This window comes from Mumia sp. zg.B21 (genome assembly GCF_019550855.1).
Classification (GTDB): Bacteria; Actinomycetota; Actinomycetes; order Propionibacteriales; family Nocardioidaceae; genus Mumia.
Map to the genome: position 1 here is coordinate 1 of NZ_JAHWCJ010000003.1, position 23,984 is coordinate 23,984.

Annotated in this window: 27 protein-coding genes; 17 read left to right on the forward strand and 10 right to left on the reverse strand. The window is 71.5% G+C overall.

Annotated features, from left to right (window positions below; all coding sequences use genetic code 11):
* A partial coding sequence (locus KV100_RS14235; RefSeq protein ID WP_220343772.1) for an LPXTG cell wall anchor domain-containing protein occupies window positions 1-309 on the forward strand: 309 nt, incomplete at its 5' end.
* A 12-nt stretch (window positions 310-321) separates the two neighbouring features.
* On the opposite strand, the gene KV100_RS14240 is transcribed toward KV100_RS14235, so the two are convergent.
* Complete coding sequence (locus tag KV100_RS14240; protein WP_308291451.1) at window positions 322-1,020, reverse strand: class F sortase; 699 nt, start codon at window positions 1,018-1,020, stop codon at window positions 322-324.
* Window positions 1,004-1,780 carry a hypothetical protein gene (locus KV100_RS14245; RefSeq protein WP_220343773.1) on the reverse strand — a complete coding sequence of 259 codons (777 nt, stop codon included), beginning with the start codon at window positions 1,778-1,780 and terminating at the stop codon, window positions 1,004-1,006. The genes KV100_RS14240 and KV100_RS14245 overlap by 17 nt, the downstream gene beginning before the upstream one ends.
* A 206-nt stretch (window positions 1,781-1,986) precedes the next feature.
* Here KV100_RS14245 and KV100_RS14250 point away from each other — a divergent pair, with 206 nt between their 5' ends.
* The 5 genes from KV100_RS14250 (at window position 1,987) to KV100_RS14270 (ending at window position 6,033) form a co-directional block, all read left to right on the forward strand.
* Entirely contained in the window at window positions 1,987-2,925 is a 939-nt protein-coding gene (locus KV100_RS14250) for an LLM class F420-dependent oxidoreductase (protein WP_220343774.1), read from the forward strand.
* Window positions 2,918-3,643 carry a tyrosine-protein phosphatase gene (locus tag KV100_RS14255; protein WP_220343775.1) on the forward strand — a complete coding sequence of 242 codons (726 nt, stop codon included), beginning with the start codon at window positions 2,918-2,920 and terminating at the stop codon, window positions 3,641-3,643. Before KV100_RS14250 ends, KV100_RS14255 begins: the two co-directional genes overlap by 8 nt.
* Window positions 3,644-3,796: 153 nt before the next feature.
* A complete protein-coding gene (locus KV100_RS14260; protein WP_220343776.1) occupies window positions 3,797-4,438 on the forward strand; it encodes a hypothetical protein in 642 nt (213 codons plus the stop codon).
* Between the two features lie 221 nt (window positions 4,439-4,659).
* Window positions 4,660-4,959 (forward strand): DUF1540 domain-containing protein, encoded by a 300-nt coding sequence (locus KV100_RS14265; protein ID WP_220343777.1) that lies wholly within the window; start codon window positions 4,660-4,662, stop codon window positions 4,957-4,959.
* Between the two features lie 48 nt (window positions 4,960-5,007).
* Window positions 5,008-6,033 (forward strand): PHP domain-containing protein, encoded by a 1,026-nt coding sequence (locus tag KV100_RS14270; protein ID WP_220343778.1) that lies wholly within the window; start codon window positions 5,008-5,010, stop codon window positions 6,031-6,033.
* Window positions 6,034-6,048: 15 nt separating this feature from the next.
* Here the strand turns inward: KV100_RS14270 and KV100_RS14275 are convergent, their stop codons facing one another.
* Window positions 6,049-7,641, reverse strand: coding sequence for an FAD-binding oxidoreductase (locus KV100_RS14275; RefSeq protein WP_220343779.1), 1,593 nt, complete (start codon window positions 7,639-7,641; stop codon window positions 6,049-6,051).
* 73 nt (window positions 7,642-7,714) lie between these two features.
* On the opposite strand from KV100_RS14275, the gene KV100_RS14280 reads away from it, so the two are divergent.
* On the forward strand, window positions 7,715-7,993 hold the full coding sequence (locus tag KV100_RS14280; RefSeq protein ID WP_220343780.1) for a DUF2277 domain-containing protein: 279 nt from the start codon (window positions 7,715-7,717) through the stop codon (window positions 7,991-7,993).
* On the opposite strand, the gene KV100_RS14285 is transcribed toward KV100_RS14280, so the two are convergent.
* Together KV100_RS14285 and msrA are read right to left on the reverse strand one after the other, a co-directional pair.
* Window positions 7,990-9,063 (reverse strand): S9 family peptidase, encoded by a 1,074-nt coding sequence (locus tag KV100_RS14285; protein ID WP_255559601.1) that lies wholly within the window; start codon window positions 9,061-9,063, stop codon window positions 7,990-7,992. The two genes, KV100_RS14280 and KV100_RS14285, sit on opposite strands and share 4 nt — an antisense overlap.
* 4 nt (window positions 9,064-9,067) lie before the next feature.
* Entirely contained in the window at window positions 9,068-9,703 is a 636-nt protein-coding gene (gene msrA, locus KV100_RS14290) for a peptide-methionine (S)-S-oxide reductase MsrA (protein WP_220343781.1), read from the reverse strand.
* A 114-nt stretch (window positions 9,704-9,817) separates the two neighbouring features.
* Here msrA and KV100_RS14295 point away from each other — a divergent pair, with 114 nt between their 5' ends.
* Window positions 9,818-11,164, forward strand: coding sequence for an HNH endonuclease signature motif containing protein (locus tag KV100_RS14295; RefSeq protein ID WP_220343782.1), 1,347 nt, complete (start codon window positions 9,818-9,820; stop codon window positions 11,162-11,164).
* A gap of 17 nt (window positions 11,165-11,181) precedes the next feature.
* On the opposite strand, the gene KV100_RS14300 is transcribed toward KV100_RS14295, so the two are convergent.
* The gene (locus KV100_RS14300; protein ID WP_255560895.1) at window positions 11,182-12,294 is read right to left on the reverse strand and encodes a zinc-binding alcohol dehydrogenase family protein; all 1,113 of its coding nucleotides are present in this window, start codon (window positions 12,292-12,294) and stop codon (window positions 11,182-11,184) included.
* A gap of 22 nt (window positions 12,295-12,316) precedes the next feature.
* On the opposite strand from KV100_RS14300, the gene KV100_RS14305 reads away from it, so the two are divergent.
* The 4 genes from KV100_RS14305 to ilvA are packed head-to-tail and all read left to right on the forward strand — an operon-like array spanning window position 12,317 to window position 17,385.
* Window positions 12,317-13,483 (forward strand): glycerophosphodiester phosphodiesterase, encoded by a 1,167-nt coding sequence (locus KV100_RS14305; protein WP_220343783.1) that lies wholly within the window; start codon window positions 12,317-12,319, stop codon window positions 13,481-13,483.
* Window positions 13,484-13,543: 60 nt separating this feature from the next.
* Window positions 13,544-14,701: a cystathionine gamma-synthase gene (locus KV100_RS14310; protein ID WP_220343784.1), complete on the forward strand. Its 1,158-nt coding sequence runs from the start codon at window positions 13,544-13,546 to the stop codon at window positions 14,699-14,701.
* Window positions 14,698-16,122: an AI-2E family transporter gene (locus KV100_RS14315; protein ID WP_255559599.1), complete on the forward strand. Its 1,425-nt coding sequence runs from the start codon at window positions 14,698-14,700 to the stop codon at window positions 16,120-16,122. The genes KV100_RS14310 and KV100_RS14315 overlap by 4 nt, the downstream gene beginning before the upstream one ends.
* 45 nt (window positions 16,123-16,167) lie before the next feature.
* Entirely contained in the window at window positions 16,168-17,385 is a 1,218-nt protein-coding gene (ilvA, locus tag KV100_RS14320) for a threonine ammonia-lyase (protein WP_220343785.1), read from the forward strand.
* Window positions 17,386-17,466: 81 nt separating this feature from the next.
* On the opposite strand, the gene greA is transcribed toward ilvA, so the two are convergent.
* Both greA and KV100_RS14330 read right to left on the reverse strand, forming a co-directional pair.
* The gene (gene greA / locus KV100_RS14325; protein ID WP_220343786.1) at window positions 17,467-17,979 is read right to left on the reverse strand and encodes a transcription elongation factor GreA; all 513 of its coding nucleotides are present in this window, start codon (window positions 17,977-17,979) and stop codon (window positions 17,467-17,469) included.
* Between the two features lie 92 nt (window positions 17,980-18,071).
* Complete coding sequence (locus KV100_RS14330) at window positions 18,072-18,473, reverse strand: DUF4307 domain-containing protein (RefSeq protein ID WP_220343787.1); 402 nt, start codon at window positions 18,471-18,473, stop codon at window positions 18,072-18,074.
* Between the two features lie 68 nt (window positions 18,474-18,541).
* On the opposite strand from KV100_RS14330, the gene mca reads away from it, so the two are divergent.
* The 4 genes from mca (at window position 18,542) to KV100_RS14350 (ending at window position 20,930) form a co-directional block, all read left to right on the forward strand.
* Window positions 18,542-19,393, forward strand: a complete 852-nt coding sequence (mca, locus tag KV100_RS14335; RefSeq protein ID WP_220343788.1) for a mycothiol conjugate amidase Mca — start codon at window positions 18,542-18,544, stop codon at window positions 19,391-19,393.
* Window positions 19,394-19,414: 21 nt separating this feature from the next.
* Entirely contained in the window at window positions 19,415-19,618 is a 204-nt protein-coding gene (locus tag KV100_RS14340; RefSeq protein WP_220343789.1) for a hypothetical protein, read from the forward strand.
* Window positions 19,619-19,764: 146 nt separating this feature from the next.
* On the forward strand, window positions 19,765-20,499 hold the full coding sequence (locus KV100_RS14345; protein ID WP_220343790.1) for a hypothetical protein: 735 nt from the start codon (window positions 19,765-19,767) through the stop codon (window positions 20,497-20,499).
* Window positions 20,500-20,552: 53 nt separating this feature from the next.
* A complete protein-coding gene (locus KV100_RS14350; RefSeq protein ID WP_220343791.1) occupies window positions 20,553-20,930 on the forward strand; it encodes an MmcQ/YjbR family DNA-binding protein in 378 nt (125 codons plus the stop codon).
* Here KV100_RS14350 and KV100_RS14355 read toward each other — a convergent pair.
* Window positions 20,927-21,508, reverse strand: a complete 582-nt coding sequence (locus tag KV100_RS14355) for a bifunctional 2-polyprenyl-6-hydroxyphenol methylase/3-demethylubiquinol 3-O-methyltransferase UbiG (RefSeq protein ID WP_220343792.1) — start codon at window positions 21,506-21,508, stop codon at window positions 20,927-20,929. The genes KV100_RS14350 and KV100_RS14355 overlap by 4 nt on opposite strands.
* A 23-nt stretch (window positions 21,509-21,531) precedes the next feature.
* Window positions 21,532-22,347, reverse strand: a complete 816-nt coding sequence (locus tag KV100_RS14360; protein ID WP_220343945.1) for a DUF1206 domain-containing protein — start codon at window positions 22,345-22,347, stop codon at window positions 21,532-21,534.
* A 94-nt stretch (window positions 22,348-22,441) separates the two neighbouring features.
* Between KV100_RS14360 and KV100_RS14365 the strand changes: the two genes are divergently transcribed.
* On the forward strand, window positions 22,442-23,971 hold the full coding sequence (locus tag KV100_RS14365; RefSeq protein WP_220343793.1) for an APC family permease: 1,530 nt from the start codon (window positions 22,442-22,444) through the stop codon (window positions 23,969-23,971).
* The last annotated feature ends 13 nt before the right edge of the window (window positions 23,972-23,984 follow it).

A 23,984-nucleotide genomic window follows, 5' to 3' on the forward strand; every position in this document is an offset into this window, starting at 1 on the left:
GGGGCTGAGCCGTGTCCGCCTGAGGGTCCGGACCTGCCTGCCGCCCGTGCGGCGGCGCCGGCGGACGAGGACGACTGTCGGACGACGACCCACGAGACGCCGACCGAGCCGTCGCCACCGGGTCCCGGTGGTCCCGATGGGCCTGGTGGTCCTGGTGGTCCGAGCACACCTGCCGGTCCGGGGTTCCCGGATCTCCCCGGCACGGGTGGTCCTGCCGGTTGGATCGGGGCGGTGGCGCTCCTGCTGGTCGCTGCCGGCTCGTTCCTGATCGCGCGGCGTCGTCGCGAGGAGGAGGGACTTGAGGACTGACGGCGGGGTGTCTCAGCGGCGCGGCACCGGCGTGGCGAAGACGACGGTGTTGGAGCGGTAGCCCGTGCCGTCCCAGTCCTCGCAGGTGATGAGGAGGAGACGCGGGCGGCCCTTCTGTCGGAAGAGTCGTGCGGACTTCTCGGCGAGGGTCGCCTTGTCGTAGGTCTCCACCCGGCGGACGACGTAGCGGACGACTCCGCGCTTGGTCCTGACGGCGACCTTCGTGCCGGGCTCGAGCTGGCCGAGGTCGTCGAAAGCGCCTCCGCCTGTGTGGACCGTGTGTCCGGCGACCACGACCGTGCCCTTGGAGGCTCCCGGTCGTGCGCCGTCGTCCCACCAGCCGACCATCGAGGCGTCGGCGGGAGGGGTCAGCACTCCGTCGACGGCGCTCATCGGCGCGACCGGGGCGACAACCTCCAGTGCGGGCACCCGCACGAGGACCGGTTTGGCGGCGCGTCCGGCGGGCAGCTTGCGGGCGGGCGTCTCGGCAAGGATGGCCTCAGCGCTCTCGGAGGCGACCGGAGCGGCCGCGGTCGGTGTGCCGGAGCCGTCCTCGTCGTTGAACGACGCAGAGGCGCCGAAGGCCACCCAGGTGCAGAGGAGGCCCGCGGCGCCTGCAACGACGGCGACCGCCATCCGCACGCGGGCGCGTGCCCGGCGACGGGCACGCGCCTCGCGGCGGACGGTGACGAGATCAGGCTCGGTGGTCACCGCGCTTGCGCATCCGCATCAGGTAGGCCGCGGCGGCGAGGAGGACGGCGCCTCCGAGGCCCGCGACGGTGGCCATCCAGGTGGTGGACCCCGGCGTGGTGCTGCTCGTCAGACCGGCGTCGACAGCAGTCGGGGCGGTCTCGTCATCGCCTGCGACACCGTTGTCGCTGTCGTCATCGTCACCGGGAGCGGTCTCGGTCGCCGGGGCGACATCCTCCGACGGCGTCGGAGAGGTCTCCGTGGCGGGGCTGGTCGGCTCCGTCTCGGTCGGCTCGGTCGTCGGCTCCGTGGCGGGGCTGGTCGGCTCCGTCTCGGTCGGCTCCGTGGTCGGCTGGGTCGGGGTCGGCTCGGTCGTCGGCTCGGTCGTCGGAGTCTCAGACGGCGGGGGGGGCGCCGACGGCGACGGTGAGGGCGAGGGGGTCGGCTTGCCAGCCGGCACGTACGTGACCGAGTAGTGGACCACGTCCTTGCACGCGTGGCTGATCTTCACGCTCTCGGCCGGCGGGTTGACCTTGACGTACTCGACGCCGCGCTTGGAGTCGGTCTTCACGCAGTAGCCGGAGATGAGCTTGCCCTCGGGCGCCGTGATCTTCACGTACTTCTTGTCGCCCGTGGGTTCGAGCTTGCCGGTGTCCAGGTCCTTGCAGACCGAGGTGTGACCATAGGTGGTGGAGACAGTGGCGTGGGCGGGGGCGGAGATCAGGAGCGCAGGCAGCAGCACCAGTCCCGCCGCCGCGACGAGCTTCTTTGCAGCGCGCACGGTGGTTTGACTTCTTCCTCGACCCGTCACGCCGCGGGGGTAAGCAGCGAGGGGTCGGTCCGGGGGGTTGTCACAGGCCGAACTGGATATGTTCCAGGACGGCTCGCTACACACTAGGGCACAAAGGGCGCAACGCAACAGTCTTGCGAGTGGGCCTGTGGATCGCCCCGGCACCGGGCGTTCGCCGTGGATGGCAGAGTGGGTGTATGGAGCTGCGAATCTTCACCGAGCCACAGCAGGGCGCCACGTACGACGACCTGCTGGCGGTCGCGCTGGCCACCGAGGAGCAGGGGTTCGGGGCCTTCTTCCGATCCGACCACTACCTGGTGATGGGAGGAGGTGACGGGCTCCCGGGGCCGACCGACGCCTGGACGACGCTCGCCGGTCTCGCCCGCGACACGTCGACCATCCGCCTCGGCACGCTGATGACGTCGGCCACGTTCCGGCACCCCGGCGTGCTTGCGATCCAGGTCGCGCAGGTCGACCAGATGAGCGGGGGCCGGGTCGAGATCGGGCTCGGCGCGGGCTGGTTCGCCGAGGAGCACGAGGCGTACGGCATCCCCTTCCCGTCGACGGGCGAACGCTTCGATCGGTTCGAGGAGCAGCTCGCTATCCTCACCGGGCTGTGGGAGACCCCGACGGGCAAGCGGTTCTCCTTCGCGGGAGACCACTACACGCTGACCGACTCTCCGGCGCTGCCGAAGCCGACCCAGACGCCGCGTCCCCCGGTCCTCGTCGGCGGGCACGGGCGCCGGCGGACCCCGGCGCTCGCGGCTCGCTACGCCGACGAGTTCAACCTCCCGTTCACCCTGCCGGAGGAGCACCGGGCCAAGTACGACCGCGTGCGTGCCGCGTGCGAGGAGATCGGCCGCGACCCCGACGACCTCACCTACTCGAGCGCGCTCGTGGTGTGCTGCGGTCGCGACGAGGCGGAGATCCGACGTCGGGCGGAAGCCATCGGGCGCGACGTGGACGACCTGCGCACCAACGGACTCTGCGGGACGCCGCAGGAGGTGGTCGACCGGATCGCGACCTTCGCCGGCGAGGGGTCGCAGCGGATCTACCTGCAGGTGCTCGACCTCGCAGACCTCGACCACCTCGCGCTGCTCGGCGAGCAGGTGCTCCCCGAGGTGGCGGATGTCTGACGCGACGACCACGCCCAACCTCCGCGACCTCGGTGGGCTGCCGACCGAGGACGGCGCCACGACGGTGCACGGTGTCCTGCTGCGCTCGGCCATGCCGAGCATCGACGACCGTGACCCTCGAGGGCTGCCGTGGCCGCCGAGCCTGGTCCTCGACCTGCGCTCGTCGGCGGAGTCCGGCCCCGAGCACCCTCTCGCCCCCACCGGTGCCACCGTGCGTCAGATCTCGCTGCTCGAGGCTCTGCGTCCCGACGGCCCTCAGTCGGCGAGCCCGCAGGTCGTGGCGCGGATGGCCACCGGCGGGCTGGAGGCGCTGTACCTCGGCATGCTGGAGGTGGCCCGCGCCGAGCTGGTGCAGGTCGCGACGCTGGTCGCCGACCACGACGGCGCGACGCTCCTGCACTGCGCGGCGGGCAAGGACCGTACGGGGGTGGCCGTGGCCATGCTGCTGCGTACGGCGGGTGTCTCGCGCGACGCGGTGGTGAAGGACTACCTGGCGACCGGCGCAGCGATGGACGCGGTGCTGCAGCGGCTCCGGATCGCACCGCAGATCGATCCGTCGCGACGTGCCCCCTCCTCCTACCTCGCGATCCCGCAGGACGCCATCGACGCCGTGCTCGACGTCTGGGACGCCCATCCCGGTGGGACGGCGGGCTGGCTGTACGACGCCGGGGCCGCCGCGCGGGTCGTGGACGGCCTGCGCACCCGCCTCGTCGGCTGAGGCTCCGCTTCACACAACCTGAGGGTGCCGTCACGTCTGTAACCCAGGGTTGCAGTCGACGTTACCTCTCAGTAGTCTGCGTGATCTACGACACAGACGGCCCGACCCCCGAGGGCGACCCCGCGAGCGTGCCGTCCAATGGGAGGGAGACCCATGTCCATCCGCAAGCAGCTCGGTGGCCTCGCCGCCGTCGGGGCCCTGGTCCTCGGCAGCCTCGTTGCCACGACCGCGCCCGCCAACGCACAGCCCGTCACGCTGCCGATCACGGGCACGGCCACCGTGGCCAAGCAGAACGCCACCCTGCAGATCCCCGAGGGTGCCTCGCTCGACGGTGACTTCAACTTCGGCCCGCCGATCACGGTCGTCGGAGACGTCAACATTCCCCCGATCGAGGCCCACATCCGCCTCCTCGGCATCCCCGGGCTCGGTGACACGACCTCCACCGTGAAGCTGGTCCAGACCAGCCCGACGGCGGCCACCGTCGGTGAAGACGGCGTGGTCAGCGTCGACCTCTCGTTCCGGCTGGCTGTCCCGCGGGTCTCCTCCGACCTCCTGCCGTTCCTCAACATCGTCCGCAGCGGCTGTGGCACGGGTGAGATCACCACGACGCTCCGCTCGACAACGCCCTTCTCGCTCACCGAGCCGGTGCAGCTCGAGGGTGAGTACACGATCCCGAAGTTCCAGGGCTGCGGCTACAAGATCGGTCCGACCAGCGGTCGCGACCTGCTCCTCACCTCGCTGCTCTCGGGCAGCGGCAACAAGATGACGCTGCAGGCTGGTCCGATCCAGTTCTGAGCGCCTCGAGCCGGGCACCGCGCGCGTCACGCCCACGTACGCGCCGGTGCCCGCAAGACCACTGGGTCCGGTGTCCGGGAGGGACGGCACCGGACCCAGTGTCGTGTCCAGGGGTCGTTCTCCGGGGGAAGCCTCGCCTAAGGTGACGGCCGCTGAGTCTTGCCTTACGGCGGGGACCCCGTTCTAGCCTGAGGCACTGGCCATCGAGCAGGGGGCACGGCATGAGCGTCACGGATCTTCCCGCGGTCAACGGGTGCGCAGCGGCAGGCTGCTCCTACAACCACGAGCACGAGTGCCACGCCGGCGCGATCACGATCTCCGGCACGGTGGACGACCCGCTGTGCGGCACGTTCCTCGACATCGGACCGAGCGGAGGCCTCTCCAAGGTGGTGGCGCGCGTCGGAGCGTGCCACCGTACGGACTGTGTTCACAACGCAGAGCTCGAGTGCACCGCCGACGCCATCCGGGTCGGGCCCGGCAAGGACAAGGCCGACTGCCTCACCTACCAGATGCGGGTCTGACCGCGGTCGTACGACCGCCGCGTCGCGAGCGACGGCCCGGTGCCGGGGATGAATCTCACCGACACCGGGCCTTCTGCTGCCCTGCGTGAGATCGCCTACCTGCTGGAGCGCTCTCGCTCCGAGCCGCGGCGGCCCATGGCCTACCGCAAGGCCGCGGACGTCTACGACGCCCTCGACGAGGACCGTCGGGCGCAGCTGGCCGAGCGGGACTCCTGGTCGGAGCTGAGCGGTGTCGGAGCCAAGACGGCGGCGGTGATCGCGCAGGCCTCGGCCGGCCGGGTGCCCGACACCCTCGCGCGGCTGCGGGAGGAGGACGAGCCGGTCCCTGGTGACGACACCGCCCTGCGTGCGGCCCTGCGCGGCGACCTCCACACGCACTCCACCTGGTCCGACGGCGGAGCGTCGATCGAGGAGATGATGCGGACCGCGGTCCGGCTCGGCCACGACTACTGCGCGCTGACCGACCACTCGCCCCGGCTCACGGTGGCCCGCGGGCTCTCTCCTGAGCGGCTCCGTGAGCAGCTGGACGTCGTGGAGCGGCTCAACGAGGAGCTGTCGCCGTTCCGGGTCCTCACCGGCATCGAGGTCGACATCCTCGACGACGGGAGCCTCGACCAGGCGCCTGAGCTGCTGGAGCGCCTCGACGTGGTCGTCGCGAGCGTGCACTCGCGGTTGAAGGACGATGCCGACACGATGACCCGGCGCATGGTGGCCGCGGTCGCGAATCCCCACACCGACGTCCTCGGCCACGTCACAGGGAGGCTGGTGGAGGGATCGCGGGGCACACGGGCGGAGTCGGCTTTCAACCCCGAGATCGTGTTCGAGGCGTGCAAGCAGTTCGACACCGCGCTCGAGATCAACAGCAGACCCGAACGCCGTGACCCGCCGTCGCGGCTGCTCGACGTCGCGGTCGAGCGCGGGTGCCTCTTCTCGATCGACACCGACGCGCACGCGCCTGGTCAGCTCTCCTGGCAGGGGCTCGCCTGCATGCGTGCCGAGGCGGCAGGCATCACCGCCGAACGCGTCGTCGACACGTGGCCTCTCGACGAGCTCCTCGCGTGGACGCGGCGCTGAGGGCCGGCCCGGTCCTCACAGGAGGACGCCGGGGTTGAGGATCCCCGCCGGGTCGAGGGCGCGCTTGACCGCGGCGAGCGCGGCGGCGTACGGCTCGGGCCGCTGCTCGTCGTACCAGCGCCGGTGGTCGCGTCCGACCGCGTGGTGGTGCGTGATCGTGCCGCCGTGGGCGACGATCGCCTCCGACACGGCGGCCTTCACCTCGTCCCACTGGGAGACGAGGCCGTCCCAGCGCCCGGCGGCGTAGACCGAGTAGTACGGCGCGGGGCCGTCGGGATAGACGTGGGTGAACCGGCAGGTCACGACCCCCACGCCGCAGACCTCCCGAACGGCGTCCGTGGCGGCGGTCGTGATCGCCGCGTGCAGCGCGGGGAAGCGGTCCCACGTCGTCGCGGTCTCGAACGTCTCGGCGATCACCGAGCGTTGCACCAGCGCGTCACGCTGGTAGGGCATCCGCAGGAACGACGAGCGCCACGTCGACGCCGAGGCGTCGCGCGCGCCGCCCGGCGGAGACGCTCCGGCGAGGATGCCGCCCAGGTCGTGGCAGATCTCGACCGCCCGTTCCAGCGCGGCGTCGACCGGGTGGTCCGCCGACTCGAACCCCAGCACGAGGACGCCACCGCCCACCGAGACGCCGGCGTTGAGGAAGGCCTCGGCCGGGTCGAGGAGACGACAGTTCGCCGGGTGCAGGCCCGACTGCGCCAGGTGGCGCACCGCCTCGACGGCCGACGCCCAGTCGGCGAAGTGCACCGAGCTGCCGGCGCGCCACTGCGGCCGGTCCTGGAGACGCATCCATGCCTCGGTGATGACGCCGAGCGTGCCCTCGGACCCGAGAAACAACCGGTCGGGGGACGGTCCCGCACCCGAGCCCGGCAGTCGTCGCGACTCACCGGTCCCGTACGGCGAGATGACGCGCATCGACTCGGTCAGGTCGTCGATGTGGGTGTGCAGCGTCGCGAAGTGTCCGCCCGCGCGGGTCGCGAGCCAGCCGCCCAGCGACGAGTAGGCGAAGGACTGCGGGAAGTGCCGGAGCGTCAGGTCGTACGGCCGGAGCTGGTCCTCGAGGTGCGGGCCGAGGACGCCGGCCTGGATCCGGGCGGCACGGCTGGTCCGGTCGACCTCGAGCACCTGGTCCATCGCGCTCACGTCGAGCGACACCGCGCCGGCGAAGTCACCGTCGAGCCGCGGCTCGACGCCGCCGACCACGGAGGTGCCGCCCCCGTACGGGACGACGGCGACGTCCGCGCCCGAGCACCAGTCGAGGATGGCGACGACATCGGCCTCGGTGCGCGGCCGGAGCACGAGGTCGGGCGCGTTCGCGAGGTCGCCCCGGAGGTTGCGCACGATGTCACGGAACGCCTTGCCGTGGGTGTGCGCGGCGCGGTCGACGGGGTCGACGGAGCAGAGATGGTCCAGCGACGGCGGTGGGGTCACCCGCCGGGCGGGGAGGAGGTCGTCGTCGACGACAGGTGGGGCGTGAACGGTGAGGTCCTGTGACGGCATCAGCGCGGCCGTACGGCTCACCAGCGCGTCCGTCTCACCCGAGTCGAGCGCCTCCTCGAGCGTGCCCCATCCCCACCACGATCGCGTCGCACCGTCGCTCACCATGGCGGGCGACTCTACGGCACCGGGTGGCGCCGAGGCCGTGACGAGGTCCGCCCGGCGGCGTAGCGTGGACGACATGTGCCGCAACATCCGGACCCTCCACAACTTCGAGCCGCACGCGACCGACGACGAGATCGAGGCCGCGGCGCTCCAGTACGTCCGCAAGGTCAGCGGGATGACCAAGCCGTCGCAGACGAACGCCGAGGTGTTCGAGCAGGCGGTGCGCGAGGTCGCGCACGTCACCCAGCACCTCCTTGCCGACCTGGTCACGCAGGCGCCGCCCAAGGACCGCGAGGTCGAGGCCGAGAAGGCCAAGGCGCGCGCCGCCAAGCGCTACGCCTCGATGGCGGGCTAGCCCATCTCGGTCCGCAGGAAGCGCACCGTGCGCCGCATCGACTGCGGCCACTGCGGCCCGAAGGCGTGTCCTTCTCCGGCGTACGTCACGAGCTCGACATCCTTGCCTGCGCGCTCGAAGGCCGCGGCGGTCTGCTCGGACCAGCGCGGAGGGCAGGTGTCGTCGGCGGTCCCGTGCAGCATCAGCAGCGGCTCGGTCACGCGGTCGACGTAGGTCCGGGGAGACACCTGCTTCCAGAAGCCCGGGGCATCTTCCGGCGAGCCGTGCCGGCGGACGATCTGGCGGGCCACCTCCGGGCGCTCGGCGGCCGTCCAGCGTTCGTAGTTGTCGACCGTGTCGCTGCTCACGGACGCGAACACGACCGCGGCGTCGACGAGCCCCGGCTTCGTGACGAGGACGTTCTGGACGACGCCTCCCCCCATCGAACGGCCGACGAGGCCGACGCGGTCGCCGTCGAGGCGCGGGTCGCCGGAGCGGCGGACGGCGAGGACCGCGTTGATGACGTCCTCGGTGTAGCCGAGCCGGAGGTCGCGCTCGGCGGTCGGGTCGTCGTCCGAGCCGGCGTGGTTGCGGTAGTCGACGTGGAGGACGGCATACCCCGCGCGCGCGAGGTAGTCCTGCTCGCGCGTCATCCCGCGGCCGCTGGTGTAGACGGCCGGGTCGATGTAGCCGTGCGCCAGGATCAGCACGGGGAACGGGCCACGACCCCGGGGGACGACGAGGATCCCCGAGATCCGGAGGTCGCCGCTGCGGTAGGTGACCGCACGCCGCGTGTAGGCCTCGGTGGTGGCGAGCGTCTCCCCGAGACGCAGCGCTCGGCCGTCGTACTCCTTCGCCATCAGCGCCGGGAGGGACACCGGGCTGCCGGCGGCGGGGAGTGCGGGCGTCGCGGTGGGGTCGGGCCGGTCGGCGGCAGACGGCTCGGAGACCGACGGCTCGGAGACCGGCTCCGTCGTGGCGCCGGGCGGTGACGACGGAGCCGTGTCGCCGGTCGTCCGCTCGCTGGTGCACGCCGCGGCCGCCACAAGGGCGACCGCGGCGACCACCGTGCGGACCGGCGCTCCCTGCATGCGATCAGCTCGTGGCGTACGCGATGCCGGTGGAGTGGTTCGGGCAGTAGCCGAACGGGTTCTTCACGAGGTACTGCTGGTGGTAGTCCTCCGCGTACCAGTAGTCGCCCAGCGGCCGGATCTCGGTGGTGATCTCGCCGTAGCCGGAGGCGGTCATCCGCTTCTGGTACGCCGCGCGCGACGCCTCGGCCTTCTCGAGCTGCTCCGGCGTGGTCGTGTAGATGACCGAGCGGTACTGCGTGCCACGGTCGTTGCCCTGCCGCATCCCCTGGGTGGGGTCATGGTTCTCCCAGAAGACCCTGAGCAAGTCGTCGAAGGAGACCTTGGCCGGGTCGTAGATCACGCGGACGACCTCGGCGTGCCCGGTGCGGCCGCTGCAGACCTCCTCGTACGTGGGGTTCTTGGTGAAGCCGCCGGCGTAGCCGACCGATGTCGACCAGACTCCCGGCACGTTCCAGAAGGTCTGCTCCTCACCCCAGAAGCATCCGAGACCGAAGACGACGGCCTCGTAGCCCTCCGGTGGCTCGGTCATGATCGGCGTGCCGAGCACGAGGTGCTCGTCACCGACCGAGAACGGACGGGCCTCGCGGCCGGGAAGGGCCTGGTCGGGGGAGATGAGGTGAGTCTTGAACGAGAACATCTGTTTCCTCCTCGGGTGCTCCACCTACAACCATGCCTGCCGCTTCAGTGTTCCCGATCTGACCGGTGGACAACGTCCTCACCCTTGTCGCTCGTCCGCGCTAGAATCGAACACATGAGCGATCCGATGACAGAGCTCCTGCTCACCGGCCTGCTGGAGCGGGTCGGTGAGGCGGTCGCGGCCGCGCTCGCACGGATCGACGCCGCCGAGGAGGAGGCGGTGGCCGCGGGTGCCGGTGCGGTGGAGGCGGTGGCCCTGTGCGAGGTCATCGTGCGCATGGCGCAGGCGTGCCAGACCGACGCGGTCGCCGACCTCGACGTCCGTCGGCGGGAGGTGCTCGGTCCGCACACCGACGAGCGGGAGGTCTGCCGGTCGTTGTTCGCCGAGATCGGGCTCGCGCGCCAGGCCTCGGCCACCGCCGGGGAGTCCACCTACCGGCTCACCCGCGACCTGGAGCACCATCCGGCAGCCCGCAGACTCCTGCAGGACGGCGTCGTCAACCAGTCCGTCGTCGCCGCGGTCTGCCGGGAGACGGTCTACCTTGCTCCGGACCAGCGCGCCGAGGTCGACGCCGAGCTGGCGCCGTTCCTGGCCGTGCTGGGTCCTCGGCGTGCCGCCGCGGCCGCCCGGCGGCTGGTCATCGAGAAGGACCCGCATGCTGCGTTCGTGCGGACGGTGCGCGCTCGCGACGAGCGCCACGTGCGGCTGCGACCGGAGCTCGACGCGATGGCAACCCTGTCGATCTGCGCACCTGCGGCACAGCTCGCCCCCGTGTGGGAGCGGCTCGACCACGAGGCGTCGGCCCGTCACTCCGACGGAGATCCCCGCACCATCGCGCAGCTCACCTCCGACCTTGCCGTCGAGCGGCTCGCCGGGGCCTCGGTGACCGCCGACGGCGCGCTCGCCATCGTCACCGAGATCGGCGTGCTGATGCGCCCGGAGACGCTGTACGGCACCGACGACGTGGCCGCGGTGCTCCGGGGCTACGGGCCGGTGCCCGGTGAGCTCGCGCGTCGCCTCGCCTCGGGAGAGCAGGGGTGGGTGCGCCGATTCTTCACGCGACCCGACGGTCACGGCCTTGAGGCCGTCGATCCCCGTCGGCGTCGCTTCCCGGCCGGCGTCGCTCGGCTGGTCCGGGCCACCGACGAGCTCTGCGCCCGTCCGTGGTGCGAGTGCCGTGTGCGCGAGATCGACCACACGACCCCGTATGCACGCGGCGGAGAGACGGTGCTCGACAACGCGCAGGGGGTCTGCCGCACCGACAACCTCCTCAAGGAGACGCGAGGGTGGCGGGTCGACCGCGACCACGCCAGGAGCCTTACCTGGACGACGCCCACGGGTCGGCGTTATGTGTCCGCGGGCGCGGTGGGCGGTCCGGTCAGGCCATTCGGCCCTGGTGAGGACCGGTGGTCTCCGATGGAGGACCGGCTACGGCACCTCGTCACCGTCTCCAGGACCTGACAGGTGCAGCAGCCACCTCACGGCACGAGCACCGCCGCGCCGTCGAAGCGACCTGCCTTGAGGTCTCGCAGCGCGGAGAGTCCCTCCTCGAGGGGGTACGGGTGGGTCGTCGCTCGGACCCCGTGACGGACGGCGAGATCGAGGAAGGCCCGTCCGTCGTCGCGCGTGTTGGCGGTGACCGAGCGCAGCTCCTTCTCGTAGAACAGCTCCGACTCGTAGACGAGAGGGGGCGTGTCCGAGAGGTGGATGCCGGCGACGGCGAGCACCCCGCCACGGTCCAGGGCACGCAGCGCCACAGGGACGAGATCGCCGACCGGCGCGAAGAGGACCGCGGCGTCGAGGGGTTCCGGCGGCGCGTCGTACGCGCCACCGGCCGAGGCCGCCCCGAGGTCCAGCGCGAGCCGCTGCGCCGCGGCGTCGCGCGTCAGCACGTGGACCGTCGCCCCGGCAGCGATCGCGACCTGAGCACACAGGTGGGCGCTGCCGCCGAAGCCGTACAGGCCGAGTCTTCCTCCCTCGGGGAGCGCGGCGCGGCGCAGGGCGCGGTAGCCGATGATCCCGGCACAGAGCAGCGGTGCCAGCGACACGGCGGCGACGTCGTCGGGGAGCCGGTAGGCAAAGGCGGCGGGGACCGTCGCGAACTCGGCGTAGCCGCCGTCGGCGTCCCAGCCGGTGAAACGTCCGTACGGGCAGAGGTTCTCCGCTCCCCGCACGCACCAGCGGCAACGCCCGCAGGTGTGCCGCAACCACGCGATGCCGACCCGGTCACCGGTCGACCAGCCGTCGAGGGCACCGCCGTGGACCCCGCCGCCGTCCCCGACGACCCGACCGACAACCTCGTGCCCGGGGACGACGCGGTGACGATGGACGGGCAGGTCCCCTTCCGCCACGTGAAGGTCCGTGCGGCACACGCCACAGGCCTCGACCCGGACGAGCAGCTCGCCCGGCAGCGGGGAGGGCAGCGGAACCTCGACGAGCTCGAGCGGTGGGTCGCCGCCACCGGCCACCGGCCCCGGCGACGTCACCCGCCACGCACGCATCACGTCGGGCAGGTCCCGGGCTCCGCCTCCGCCCTCCGGAGTTCGTCCACCGTTCATGCGCACCACCTCGGGGAGCTGCCGCGACGCCATCCGGGGACGCTGCGATGTCCCCATGAGAACACGTCGCACGACCATCCTCCTGGGGATCGCCGCCTCCCTCGTCGCGCCCGCGATCGTCGTCGCCGGCGGCCCCGCCGCCGCAGGCACCCCCGGCACGGCCACCGACCGACCCGACCGCGTGGCGGGCGCGTTCCACCACACGGCCCGCCTGCCTGTCGTGATCGCGCACCGCGGTGCGTCCGGCTACCGCCCGGAGCACACCATCGCCGCCTACGGGCTCGCGATCCGGCAGGGCGCGGACGTCATCGAGCCCGATCTGGTGATCACCAAGGACAAGGTGCTCGTCGCCCGCCACGAGAACGAGATCGGGGGCACCACCGACGTCGCCGACCACCCGCGGTTCAACGCTCGCCGCACGACCAAGACCATCGACGGCCGCCCGGTCACCGGATGGTTCACCGAGGACTTCACCCTCGCAGAGCTGAAGACGCTGCGGGCCAAGGAGCGGTTGCCGCTCGTCCGACCCGGGAACACCGTCTACGACGGTCGGTTCACCGTCCCCACCTTCGACGAGGTGCTCGACCTGGCGCGCAGGGAGAGCCTCCGCCGAGGCCGCCCCATCGGTGTCGCCCCCGAGACCAAGCACCCCACGTACTTCCGCTCGATCGGCAAGAACCTCGAGGACCCGCTCGTCCGAACCCTGGACCGTCGGGGTCTCAACCACCGCCGGTCGCCGGTCACCGTCCAGTCGTTCGAGACCGCGAACCTGCAGGCGCTCTCGAGGCGGCTGCGGGTCCCGCTCGCGCAGAACGTCAGTGCGTCGGGATCTCCGTACGACCACGTGGCGTCGGGAGACCCCACGACGTACGCCGACATGGTGACCCCGAAGGGACTTCGTGCCCTCTCCCGCTATGCCGACATCCTGAGCGCGGAGAAGGACGTACTGATCCCGCGGACCGCGGACGGCGCGCTCGCCGATCCCACGACCGTCGTGCGCGACGCCCACCGGAGCGGGTTGGACGTGTACGCCTGGACGTTCCGGGCGGAGAACCAGTTCCTTCCGGCCGACTTCCGCCGGGGCACCGATCCCCGTGCCCGCGGCAACCTCCGCGGCGAGCTGCGGACCTTCTACGCCGCCGGGGTCGACGGGGTCTTCACCGACTTCCCCGACGTGGCCGTCGCCGCACGATCGCGGCAGGGTGCGCTGCCTCACCGATGAGGTGACAGCGCCTGATCCGGCCATCCATGCGCCGTACCACGAACGGATACGCTCGCGGGTGTGAGCGACTTCGGTTTCGAGACACGGGCCATCCACGCGGGCCAGGACCCCGATCCCCGTACGGGCGCGGTGACGCCCCCGATCTATGCGACCAGCACCTACAAGCAGGACGGTGTGGGAGGGCTCCGCGAGGGCTACGAGTACTCGCGGAGCGCCAACCCCACCCGTACCGCCCTCGAGGAGTGCCTCGCCGCGCTCGAGCACGGCGAGCGCGGGTTCGCCTTCGCCAGCGGCCTCGCGGCCGAGGACACCCTGCTGCGCGCCCTGACCCAGCCCGGTGACCACGTGGTGATCCCCGACGACGCGTACGGCGGGACCTACCGTCTCTTCGACAAGGTCCACGCCCGCTGGGGCCTGGAGTACGACCCGGTCTCGATCTCCGACGTGGAGGCGGTCCGCGCGGCCGTCGTCCCGGGGACGACCCGGATCGTGTGGGTCGAGACACCGACCAACCCGCTCCTCGGCATCGCCGACATCCAGGCCCTCGCCGAGGTGGCGCACGCCGCCGACGCCTTGCTGGTCGTCGACAACACGTTCGCGTCGTCCTACCTCCAGCAGCCGCTCGAGCTTGGTGCCGACATCGTCGTGCACTCGACGACCAAGTACGCCGGCGGTCACTCCGACGTCGTCGGTGGCGCGATCGTCGTGCGCGACGCGGGGATCGGCGAGCAGATTTCCTTCCACCAGAACTCCATGGGTGCAGTCGCCGGGCCGTTCGACTCGTGGCTGGTCCTGCGCGGGCTCCGCACGCTCGCCCTCCGGATGGACCGGCACAGCGACAACGCGGAGCGCGTCGTGGCCTTCCTCCAGAGCCGACCCGAGGTGTCCCAGGTCATCTACCCCGGACTTCCCGAGCACCCCGGCCACGCGGTGGCCGCCCGGCAGATGAAGCGCTTCGGCGGCATGGTGTCCTTCCGGATGGCTGCGGGCGAGGGTGCCGCCCTCGAGGTCGTCGAGCACACCCAGCTCTTCACGCTGGCCGAGTCGCTGGGCGGCGTCGAGTCGCTGATCGAGCATCCCGGTCGGATGACCCACGCGTCCGCGGCCGGCTCCCCGCTGGAGGTGCCCGCCGACCTGGTGCGCGTCAGCGTCGGCATCGAGACGGCCGACGACCTCGTCGCGGACCTCGCGACGGCCTTCGAGCGGCTGGCGCGATGACTCCGGGCCGGAAGGACGGGCTCCCGCCCGACGGTGACGACGGCGCTGTCGGCGACGGGAGAGGCCCGGTAGGCGACGGGAGAGGCGCCGACGGCAACGGGGAGACCGTCGCGGCCGACGCGTCGCTGTCCGACGGGCCGTCGGTCGCCATCTCGTCCTCCCCGTCCCGTCGCGACCGCCTCGACGAGCTCGTGGAGCGGATGCGAGCGACCGCACGGCGCGATCTCGCGGCGCGGGACGACCGGGCAGGCGTCCTCGGCGATCCTGTCCCGACCTCGAGCCCGTACGCCGCGCTCCCTCCGGCCACACCTGCCGACGCGACCCCTCCCAACGTCCCGTACGGCATCGCGCTGGCCGCCTCGTGGGGCTGGCGTCTCATCATCATCGCCGCCGCAGGGCTGGGGCTCATGTGGCTGCTCGGCTTCTTCTCCGAGATCACCATCCCGGTCGCGATCGCGATCCTCGTCACCGCGCTGATCAGGCCCTTCGTCGACCGCTTCGAGCGGCTCCACGTGCCTCGGGCGCTCGCGACGCTGCTGGTGATGGTCCTGGGGATCGGCGCCGTCGTCGGGATGCTGACCCTGGTCGGGCAGCAGGTCTCCGCGCAGTTCGACGACCTGCGGACCAAGGTGGTCGACGGCCTGGAAGAGATCCAGGACTGGGCGCGCACCGGGCCACTCGGACTCAGCGACGCCCAGCTCAACGCCGGGATCGACCGCGTCACGGGCACCATCGAGGCGTGGGGGAGCAGCGGCACGGGGGTCGTCGACCGCGTCACCGAGCTGGGGACGACGGTGACCCACCTGCTCGCAGGGTTCTTCATCGTCTTGTTCGCGACGTACTTCTTCCTCTACCAGGGCGGTCGGATCTGGGACTGGGTCGTCCGGATCTTCCCGCGCAACGCCCGCAGCCCCGTCGACACCTCCGGACGCGTCGCCTGGGCCTCGCTGACGGCCTTCGTCCGCGCCACCGTGCTGGTCGCGCTCGTCGACGCGATCGGGATCGCCGGTGTGGCGTGGGGCCTCGGGGTGCCACTGGTCCTCGCGATCGCCACCCTCGTGTTCCTGGGTGCGTTCGTGCCGATCGTGGGCGCGTTCGTCTCCGGGCTCGTGGCGGTCCTCGTCGCGCTCGTGGCCCAGGGTCCGTGGACGGCGATCTTCATGCTGCTGGGCGTGATCGCGGTCCAGCAGGTCGAGGCCCACATCCTCCAGCCGTTCCTCATGGGGCATCTCGTGCAGCTCCACCCGCTGGCGATCATCCTCGCGATCGCCGCCGGCGTGACCGTCGCCGGGATCGTCGGAGCGCTGCTCGCCGTCCCGCTCGCGGCCTGCGTCAATGCGGTCGTACGCCACCTCTCGGAGCGTGGCGACCCGGCCAGGGTGGCGCCGGCGAGCGGCTCACCGCCGCTCGTCGCCGAGTAGCGGTCGACCGTCCGCCGCCCTGGTGCCCGTCCTAGGGTGGAGGCCATGACCGTCACCCTCGACGACGTCCGCGCGGCTGCGGCCCTCCTCACCGACGTGGCCGTACGCACGCCGATCGAGTCCTCGCGCCCGCTCAGCGCGCTCCTCGGACGACCCGTGCTGCTCAAGGCCGAGAACCTCCAGCGGGCCGGGTCGTTCAAGATCCGTGGCGCGTACGTCCGGATCTCCCACCTCTCGGCCCAGGAGAAGGCTCGCGGCGTGGTCGCCGCCAGCGCGGGCAACCACGCGCAGGGCGTCGCTCTCGCCGCCTCGCTGCTCGGGACCACCGCGACCGTCTTCATGCCGGAGGGGGCGCCGTTGCCCAAGCTGGCCGCGACCCGCGACTACGGAGCCCGGATCGAGCTCGCGGGAACGTCGGTCGAGTCGGCGCTCGAGGCCGCCCGCGCCTACTCCGAGCGCACCGGGGCCGTCCTCATCCACCCGTTCGACCACCCCGACATCGTCGCCGGACAGGGCACGCTCGGACTCGAGCTGCTGGAGCAGGTGCCTGACGCCTCGACGATCGTCGTTCCGGTCGGCGGTGGTGGACTCATCGCCGGCGTGGCGCTCGCCGTCCGCACGCTACGACCCGACGTCCGGATCGTCGGGGTCCAGTCCGAGCGCGTCGCCCCGTACCCGGTGTCGCTCGCCGAGGGACGGCCGACGTCGGTCGTCGCGCAGCGCACCATGGCCGACGGCATCGCGGTCTCGCTGCCCGGCCACGTGCCGTACGAGGAGATCGCGCGCTACGTCGACCGCATCGTCACGGTGACCGAGGAGGCGCTGAGCGAGGCGCTCCTGCTCCTGCTCGAGCGCGCCAAGCTGGTCGTCGAGCCGGCGGGGGCCGCCGGCGTCGCCGCGATCATGCAGCATCCCGAGCTCTTCGCCGACGACAGCGAAGGCCCGCTGGTGTGCGTGCTCAGCGGCGGCAACATCGACCCGCTGCTCCTGATGAACGTGGTCCGGCACGGCCTGGCCGCGGCGGGACGCTTCCTGTCGTTCCGGGTGAGGATCTCCGACCGGCCGGGCTCGCTGGAGATCCTCCTGAGGGTCCTCGCCGAGATGGCGGTCAGTGTCCTCGACGTGATCCACGAGCGGACGTCCTCGACCCTCGCCATGGACGAGGTGGAGGTGACGCTGAGCGTCGAGACTCGCGGGCCGGAGCACCGCTTCGCCGTCGAGCAGGCGCTGCGCGACCAGGGTTACGTGATCACCTACACCTGAGCCGGGGAGTGGGGAGACGCCGACGGCACCCGCGCCCTGGGGCGACGGGTGCCGTCGGCTCTGTCGGAGGCCGGTCGCGGGTCAGGCCACGTACGGCTTGGCGTCGACGATCTCGACCGTCAGCTCGCGCCCGTTGGGCGCGGCGTACGTCGCGGAGTCGCCGGCCTTCTTGCCGTTGATCGCCGAGCCGAGCGGCGACTGCGGGGAGTAGACCTGGATCTCGACCGAGGCGTCGAGCCCGAGCATCTCGCGGGAACCGAGGAGGAACGTCTCCGTGTCGTCGTCACCGGCGAACGTGATGGTCACGACCATGCCGGGCTCGACCAGACCATCGTCAGCGGGCGCCTCGCCGACCTCGGCGCGGCGCAGCATGTCCTCGAGCTGGCGGATCCGGGCCTCGGACTTCCCCTGCTCCTCACGAGCCGCGTGGTAGCCGCCGTTCTCGCGCAGGTCGCCCTCCTCGCGGGCGTCGGCGATCCTCGTCGTGATCTCCTGGCGAGCGGGGCCACGAAGATGGTCCAGCTCCGCCTGGAGGCGGTCGTACGCCTCCTGGGTGAGCCAGACCGTGTTCTTCTCTTCGTTCGACGTCGTCATGGGAAAAGCTCCTTGGATGTAACAAACCCCAGACGTCACGCCTGGGGCTGAACCTTGAGCCTAGCAACAGCCAGGCTCTCGGCCAAGCATCCTCAGTCGGCGAGGCGGCAGCTCACGACCGTCGCGGTCACCGCACGGCGCTCGGTCGCGACCACGTCCCTGACCTGGATCTCGTCGGTATCGGTGCGGTCCACGCGGATGGTCGCCTCGCCCACGTACGAGTGGTCCTCGGCCTGCGCGGCCACCTCGCACAAGGCAGGGTCGCCCGAGGGGTGCAGCACGCGGACCGTCACCGAGATCTCGTGGTCGGAGAGCACCTTGTACGCGACGACGTCGGCCTGGAAGGAGTCACCGGCCTGGGCCTGCGCGACGAACCACGCCGCGATGACGCCGAGCGTCACGCCGACGGCGGCGATGACCGTCCAGGTGCGGCGGCTCAGCGTCCGGCGTTCTCCGTACCGGCTGGTGGAGAGAGCGGGGTCGGTCACGGGCATGCCACCATTGTGACCGAGCGACCCACACGACCCACCGGAGGACTGCTGTGCCGGACAACTTGCGCCTGATGCACGTCCACGCCCACCCCGACGACGAATCGAGCAAAGGGGCGGCGTCGACGGCGAGGTACGTCGCCGAGGGCGTCGACGTCCACGTCGCCACGTGCACCGGCGGTGAGCGCGGCTCGATCCTCAACCCGAGCTTCGACCACCCCGGGATCCTCGAGAACCCCGAGCTGATCGTCGAGATCCGGCGCGAGGAGATGGACCGGGCGCGAGAGATCCTCGGGATCAAGCAGGACTGGCTGGGCTTCGTCGACTCCGGGTGGCCCGAGGGCGACCCGCTGCCTCCGCTGCCGGAGGGATGCTTCGCCCTGGTACCGGTCGAGGAGGCCGCGAAGCCACTGATCGCGCTGATGCGGTCGTTCCGCCCGCACGTCGTGACGACGTACGACGAGAACGGGGGCTACCCGCACCCCGACCACATCATGTGCCACAAGATCTCGGTGTACGCGTTCGAGAAGGCCGGAGACGCCGACGCCTATCCCGAGCTCGGCGAGCCCTGGCAGCCGCAGAAGCTGTACTACCACCGGGGCTGGTCCCGGGCCCGCGCCGAGGCGATCGACTCGGCGCTGGAGCGGCACGGGCTCGAGCCGGTCTACCGCGAGCGGCTCAAGGAGTGGACGTTCGACCCGGACGAGGACCAGCGGCTCACCACGCGCGTCCCCTGCTCGGACTACTTCGGCGTCGCCGACGACGCGCTGCGGGCCCACGCCACCCAGATCGACCCCGACGGCCACTGGTTCGCGATCCCCCGGGAGGTCCGGGCCGAGGCGTGGCCCACCGAGGACTACGAGCTGGTGACGTCGTTCGTGGAGACGTCGGTGCCCGAGGACGACCTGTTCGCCGGTCTGCGCTGAGGGCGGGCGTAGGCTGGAGGCATGTCCACCGCTGTGCTCGCCGCCGCCGAGCAGATCAACTTCAAGCCTGCCGGCTGGGTCGCGCTCTTCATCATCCTCGCGCTGTGCGTGGGCCTCTACTTCCTCATGCGCAGCATGTCGCACCAGATGAAGAAGGTGGACTTCGACGAGTCGGCCACGGAGCGTCCTCGCCCGTCGGCCGAGGAGCCGCGCGACGACGCCTGACCGTCGGCCCGGGTCATCCCGGGCAACAGCCGCGCGGTCCCTGACCCTCTCCTGTGCGCGATGGTCGAGTCGCCTGCCGATCTCCGCCAGCCCCGGGCGGGACCTCGGATGCCGACTGCATCGGACGCACCGGGCGGATCCGGTCGATGACCGCCGCAGGCACGAAGCGGCGCACGGTCGCCAGCCGCCTCCCGTCCAACCGCACGGCGTTCGAGACCTTCGCCGCCGGTGTCGCGGGGGTCGATCGGCGGCCCGGTGGCTCGGTCTACGCCACGTTCAGCACGTACGCCCCCGGCAAGTACGCGGGCAAGGTCGTCCGTGTCACCAAGCGCGGGAAGCTGCGCGTCGTCGCCAGACCGAGGTTCGACGGACGACGCGCCGACCCCGGTGACGTCGTGGCGCTGCGCCGCCAGGTCCTCGTGCTCGACAACCTGTCGAAGACGGTGCTCCGGCTCCGCAACGGCAGGCTGCGCACCTACTACCGCGCCCCGCGGCCGGCCGGCGCGCCCAACGCTCCCGTCGTGAACGCCCTCTCGCACGGCGCGGACGGCCGTGTCTACGCCGTGATCGCCGAGGACTCGTCGACCAACGCGCCGACGCGCGTCGTCCGGCTCAACGCCGCCGGACGGGTGCTGCGCACCTGGGTGACCCCGCGGCCCGTCAGCGAAGCCACGGCGACGTCCGACGGCGTGATGTGGGTCGACGAGATCGAGGGACCGATCCGGCGCGTCGACGGGGCCGGCCCGTCGTTCGCCGTCCCGAGCTCCGGCTCGCTGGCTGCTCGCGGCACGCGCCTCTACGCGACGGCGTATGCGTGGAACACGCGTCGGTCGTACCCGCCGGGGTCTCCCGCCGGGCAGGTGTGGAGGCTCACGCCGTAGGTGGTGCGGGACTGGCAGTGCGGAGTGTCAGTCCCGTAGGAGAAGGTGATGCGGTGGCTGCCCGACCCGACGTCCCCCTCGAGATGCTCGACCGGATCCGTGAGGCGCTCTCAGGTCTCCCGTCGTGCGTCGAGGAGGACGCTTGGGTGGGAGTCCGCTGGCGCGTGGGCTCCGCGACGGTCGCCCACGTGTTCGGTGGCGAGGACGGGTTGTTCCGCATCACCTTCCGGGCCGAGCGCGACGAGCTGATGGCTTTCGAGCGACTCGGCCCGCCCTACTTCCGCGGGGAGTGGGGAGACAACGTCGTCGGGATGCTCCTCGACGACGAGACCGACTGGGACGAGCTGAGCGAACTCCTCGTGGACGCCTACTGCGTGCAGGCGCCCGCTCGGCTCGTCGCCCAGGTCCAGCGCCCCGACGAGGTGTCCTAGGCCGGGAACTCGCGGGCCACCGCGAGGACGTCGTACGCGGTGCCGTCGGGCGTGATGCGCTCGACGTGGCGCAGGTCGAGCACCTCCAGGCTGTCGAGCGCGCCGGCCAGCGAGGCCACGGTCGGAAGCACCGCCGCCGAACGCGGCCCGCCGACGCCGTAGGCGAGATTCTCCCGAGCATGCCCCAGATAGACGAGCCGTCCTCGCGGGGTCAACCACGTCCGGGCCTGGTCGAGGACGGTGCGCAGCTGCTGGCTCTGGAAGTAGGCGATGAGCACGAGGTCGTACCGTCGGCCGGGCTCCCAGGCGAGCGCGTCGCCGACGATCCACCGCACCGCACCACCGACGTCTCCCCACCGTCGTTGTGCGGCGGTGATCGCGACGGGGGAGAAGTCGACCGCGTCGACCTGCCAGCCCTGCCCGGCGAGCCAGGCGGCGTGACGTCCGTCGCCGCACGCGAGGTCGAGTGCGTCCCCGGACGTCAACGCCCCCAACGCCTGGGCGATCGTGGCGTTGGGGGCGTCGCCGAACGGAGACGGCTGCTCGGTGTAGCGGCTGTCCCAGGCGTGCGAGTCCATCCCCGCAGCCTAGGCAGCCGGACTCACCGGCGCTTGACGTAGCGCGCCCAGCCGAAGCAGTAGGCGCCGAAGGCCGCGAGGCCCAGGGCCACGAGGATGAGCAGGACCGGGCCGAAGGGCTGGTCGCGGAGCGTCTTGAGCGCATCGTCGAGACCGCCCGCCTTGTCGGCGTCGTAGTCGATGGCGGCAATGATGAACAGCAGGCCGACGATGCCGAGGGCGATGCCCTTTGCGGTGTAGCCGACCTGGCCGAGCCGGACGAGCGCGGTGCCGCTGCTGCCGCTCGTCGCTTGCGGCTTGAGGTCGTGCTCGAACCGGCGGGTCACACCGCGGTAGATCTGGTAGGCGCCGGCGGCCATGATCGCGAGACCGATGAGACCGACGAGCCAGCGGCCTGCGGGGGCACTCATCACCTGCGCGGTGAAGCCCTCCTCGCTGTTGCCGCCGCCGCCGCCCGAACCGCTGGCCGACTTGAACGCGAGCACGGCGAGGAAGCCGTACAGGACAGCGAGAGCCGCCGCCTCGACCTTCTTGACGATCTTCTTCGTGCCGTCCTCGTCCTGGAAGCCAAAGATGGCGTCGGAGAGCTTCCAGAAGATGAGCGCCACGAACCCGACCGCGGTGATCCAGAGGATGACGACGCCCACCGGGTCGTCGGACAGCGTCTTCATCGCTCCGCCCTGGCTGGCCTCGCCGCCACCGCCGAGCGCAACCTGGATCGCGATCCATGCGATGAGGAGATGAACGATCCCGTAGGCGATGAGGCCGATCTTGGCGCCGGTCTCGAGGGCCTTGCTGTTGCGGACGCCGCGGCCCGCCTGCTTGGTGTTGCTGGTCATGTTTGGCACGGACGCAGCCTGCCACCTCGCGCACGGGCTGTCAGGACGAGGGAGCTTCCCTGACAGAACGGCGACGGAACTCTACCGTCGAGCGATGAGCATCACACGGAGGAAGGCGGTCGAGGACGTCGTCCATCAGAACGACGCCCCGCCCGCCGACGGCACCGCCGACGGCAGCGCCGGCGCGCAGACCGCCTCCGAGGGCAGGTTGCGCCAGAACCTCCAGGCCCGTGATCTCATCGGCTTCGGCATCGGGATCGTCATCGGCACCGGCATCTTCACCCTCACCGGGCTCCAGGCCAAGGAGAACGCCGGACCCGCCGTGATGGTCTCGTTCCTGATCGCCGGCTTCGTGAGCCTGCTCGCCGCCCTCTGCTATGCGGAGCTCGCGGCAGCCGTGCCGACGGCGGGCAGCTCCTACACGTACGCCTACACCACCATCGGGGAGGTCTTCGCCTGGGTGATCGCCTGGGACCTCGTCCTCGAGTTCGCGCTCGGCGCGGCGGTGGTGGCACGAGGCTGGTCGGGCTACCTCGCCGGCGTGTTCGAGCTGCCGGACCGGTGGTTCGCCGAGGAGGGGTCGGTCGTCAACGTCGGAGCGATCGGCATCGTGCTGGTGCTCGGCTGGGTGGCGATCCGCGGGATCCGCGAGTCCAAGTGGCTCACGAACGGACTCGTGGTGATCAAGGTGTCGATCTGCGTCTTCGTGATCGCGGTCGGAGCGTTCCACATCCGGCCCGAGAACCTGGTGCCCTTCGTCCCGCCGGCCGAGCCAAGCTCCGACGGGACGGCAGAGGGGATCCGCGCACCGCTCTGGCAGTTCATCTCCGGCGTCGAGCCGACGCAGTTCGGCATCGCCGGCGTGCTTGTGGCAGCGGCCGTGGTCTTCTTCGCCTACTCCGGGTTCGAGGCGGTGGCCAACCTCGGCGAGGAGACGCGCAAGCCCGCCCGCGACATGCCCCTCGGTCTGCTGGGGACGATCGGGATCTGCACCGTCCTCTACGTCGGCGTGTGCCTGGTGGTCACCGGGCTGGTCGACTACCGCGACCTCAGCGAGAGCGATGCGGTCGCCGACGTGTTCGACCAGGTCGGCCTGGAGTGGGCGGGTCTGCTCATCGGGATCGCCGCCGTCGCCGGTCTCACCTCGGTGATCCTCGTCGACCTCGTGGCCATGGGGCGCATCGGGTTCGCTCTCGCCCGCGACGGACTGCTGCCACCGGTCGTCGGGCGTGTGCACCCACGGTGGGGCACCCCGGTGCTGATGACCGGGGTCACGGTGGGCGCGGTGGCGCTCCTCGCCGGCCTCGTGCCCATCTCCGTGTTGGCGGAGATGGTCAGCATCGGGACGCTCTTCGCGTTCGTGGTCGTCTCGATCGCGGTGGTGGTCCTGCGTCGTACCAGTCCGGACATGCCACGTCCGTTCCGTACGCCGCTGGTTCCCCTCGTGCCGGTCGTCGCGGTCGTCTGCTGCCTCGGGCTGATGGCGAGCCTCGCCGTGGAGACCTGGCTGCGGTTCCTCGTCTGGCTGCTGCTGGGCTTCGTGGTCTACTTCGGGTACGGCCACCGCCACGCGCGCCTGGCGCACCAGCACGGACGCGAGGACGTCAGGGACGCGCGGCCCTGAGAGGAGCTCAGCG

Bases quoted from the DNA above. Each gene is read 5' to 3' on its own strand.
- KV100_RS14250 (WP_220343774.1), top strand. From the start codon at position 1,987: ATGGAGCTGCGAATCTTCACCGAGCCACAGCAGGGCGCCACGTACGAC.
- KV100_RS14255 (WP_220343775.1), top strand. From the start codon at position 2,918: ATGTCTGACGCGACGACCACGCCCAACCTCCGCGACCTCGGTGGGCTG.
- KV100_RS14260 (WP_220343776.1), top strand. From the start codon at position 3,797: ATGTCCATCCGCAAGCAGCTCGGTGGCCTCGCCGCCGTCGGGGCCCTG.
- KV100_RS14265 (WP_220343777.1), top strand. From the start codon at position 4,660: ATGAGCGTCACGGATCTTCCCGCGGTCAACGGGTGCGCAGCGGCAGGC.
- KV100_RS14270 (WP_220343778.1), top strand. From the start codon at position 5,008: ATGAATCTCACCGACACCGGGCCTTCTGCTGCCCTGCGTGAGATCGCC.
- KV100_RS14275 (WP_220343779.1), bottom strand. From the start codon at position 7,641: ATGGTGAGCGACGGTGCGACGCGATCGTGGTGGGGATGGGGCACGCTC.
- KV100_RS14280 (WP_220343780.1), top strand. From the start codon at position 7,715: ATGTGCCGCAACATCCGGACCCTCCACAACTTCGAGCCGCACGCGACC.
- KV100_RS14285 (WP_255559601.1), bottom strand. From the start codon at position 9,063: ATGCAGGGAGCGCCGGTCCGCACGGTGGTCGCCGCGGTCGCCCTTGTG.
- msrA (WP_220343781.1), bottom strand. From the start codon at position 9,703: ATGTTCTCGTTCAAGACTCACCTCATCTCCCCCGACCAGGCCCTTCCC.
- KV100_RS14295 (WP_220343782.1), top strand. From the start codon at position 9,818: ATGAGCGATCCGATGACAGAGCTCCTGCTCACCGGCCTGCTGGAGCGG.
- KV100_RS14300 (WP_255560895.1), bottom strand. From the start codon at position 12,294: ATGGCGTCGCGGCAGCTCCCCGAGGTGGTGCGCATGAACGGTGGACGA.
- KV100_RS14305 (WP_220343783.1), top strand. From the start codon at position 12,317: ATGAGAACACGTCGCACGACCATCCTCCTGGGGATCGCCGCCTCCCTC.
- KV100_RS14315 (WP_255559599.1), top strand. From the start codon at position 14,698: ATGACTCCGGGCCGGAAGGACGGGCTCCCGCCCGACGGTGACGACGGC.
- ilvA (WP_220343785.1), top strand. From the start codon at position 16,168: ATGACCGTCACCCTCGACGACGTCCGCGCGGCTGCGGCCCTCCTCACC.
- greA (WP_220343786.1), bottom strand. From the start codon at position 17,979: ATGACGACGTCGAACGAAGAGAAGAACACGGTCTGGCTCACCCAGGAG.
- KV100_RS14330 (WP_220343787.1), bottom strand. From the start codon at position 18,473: ATGCCCGTGACCGACCCCGCTCTCTCCACCAGCCGGTACGGAGAACGC.
- mca (WP_220343788.1), top strand. From the start codon at position 18,542: ATGCACGTCCACGCCCACCCCGACGACGAATCGAGCAAAGGGGCGGCG.
- KV100_RS14340 (WP_220343789.1), top strand. From the start codon at position 19,415: ATGTCCACCGCTGTGCTCGCCGCCGCCGAGCAGATCAACTTCAAGCCT.
- KV100_RS14345 (WP_220343790.1), top strand. From the start codon at position 19,765: ATGACCGCCGCAGGCACGAAGCGGCGCACGGTCGCCAGCCGCCTCCCG.
- KV100_RS14355 (WP_220343792.1), bottom strand. From the start codon at position 21,508: ATGGACTCGCACGCCTGGGACAGCCGCTACACCGAGCAGCCGTCTCCG.
- KV100_RS14360 (WP_220343945.1), bottom strand. From the start codon at position 22,347: ATGACCAGCAACACCAAGCAGGCGGGCCGCGGCGTCCGCAACAGCAAG.
- KV100_RS14365 (WP_220343793.1), top strand. From the start codon at position 22,442: ATGAGCATCACACGGAGGAAGGCGGTCGAGGACGTCGTCCATCAGAAC.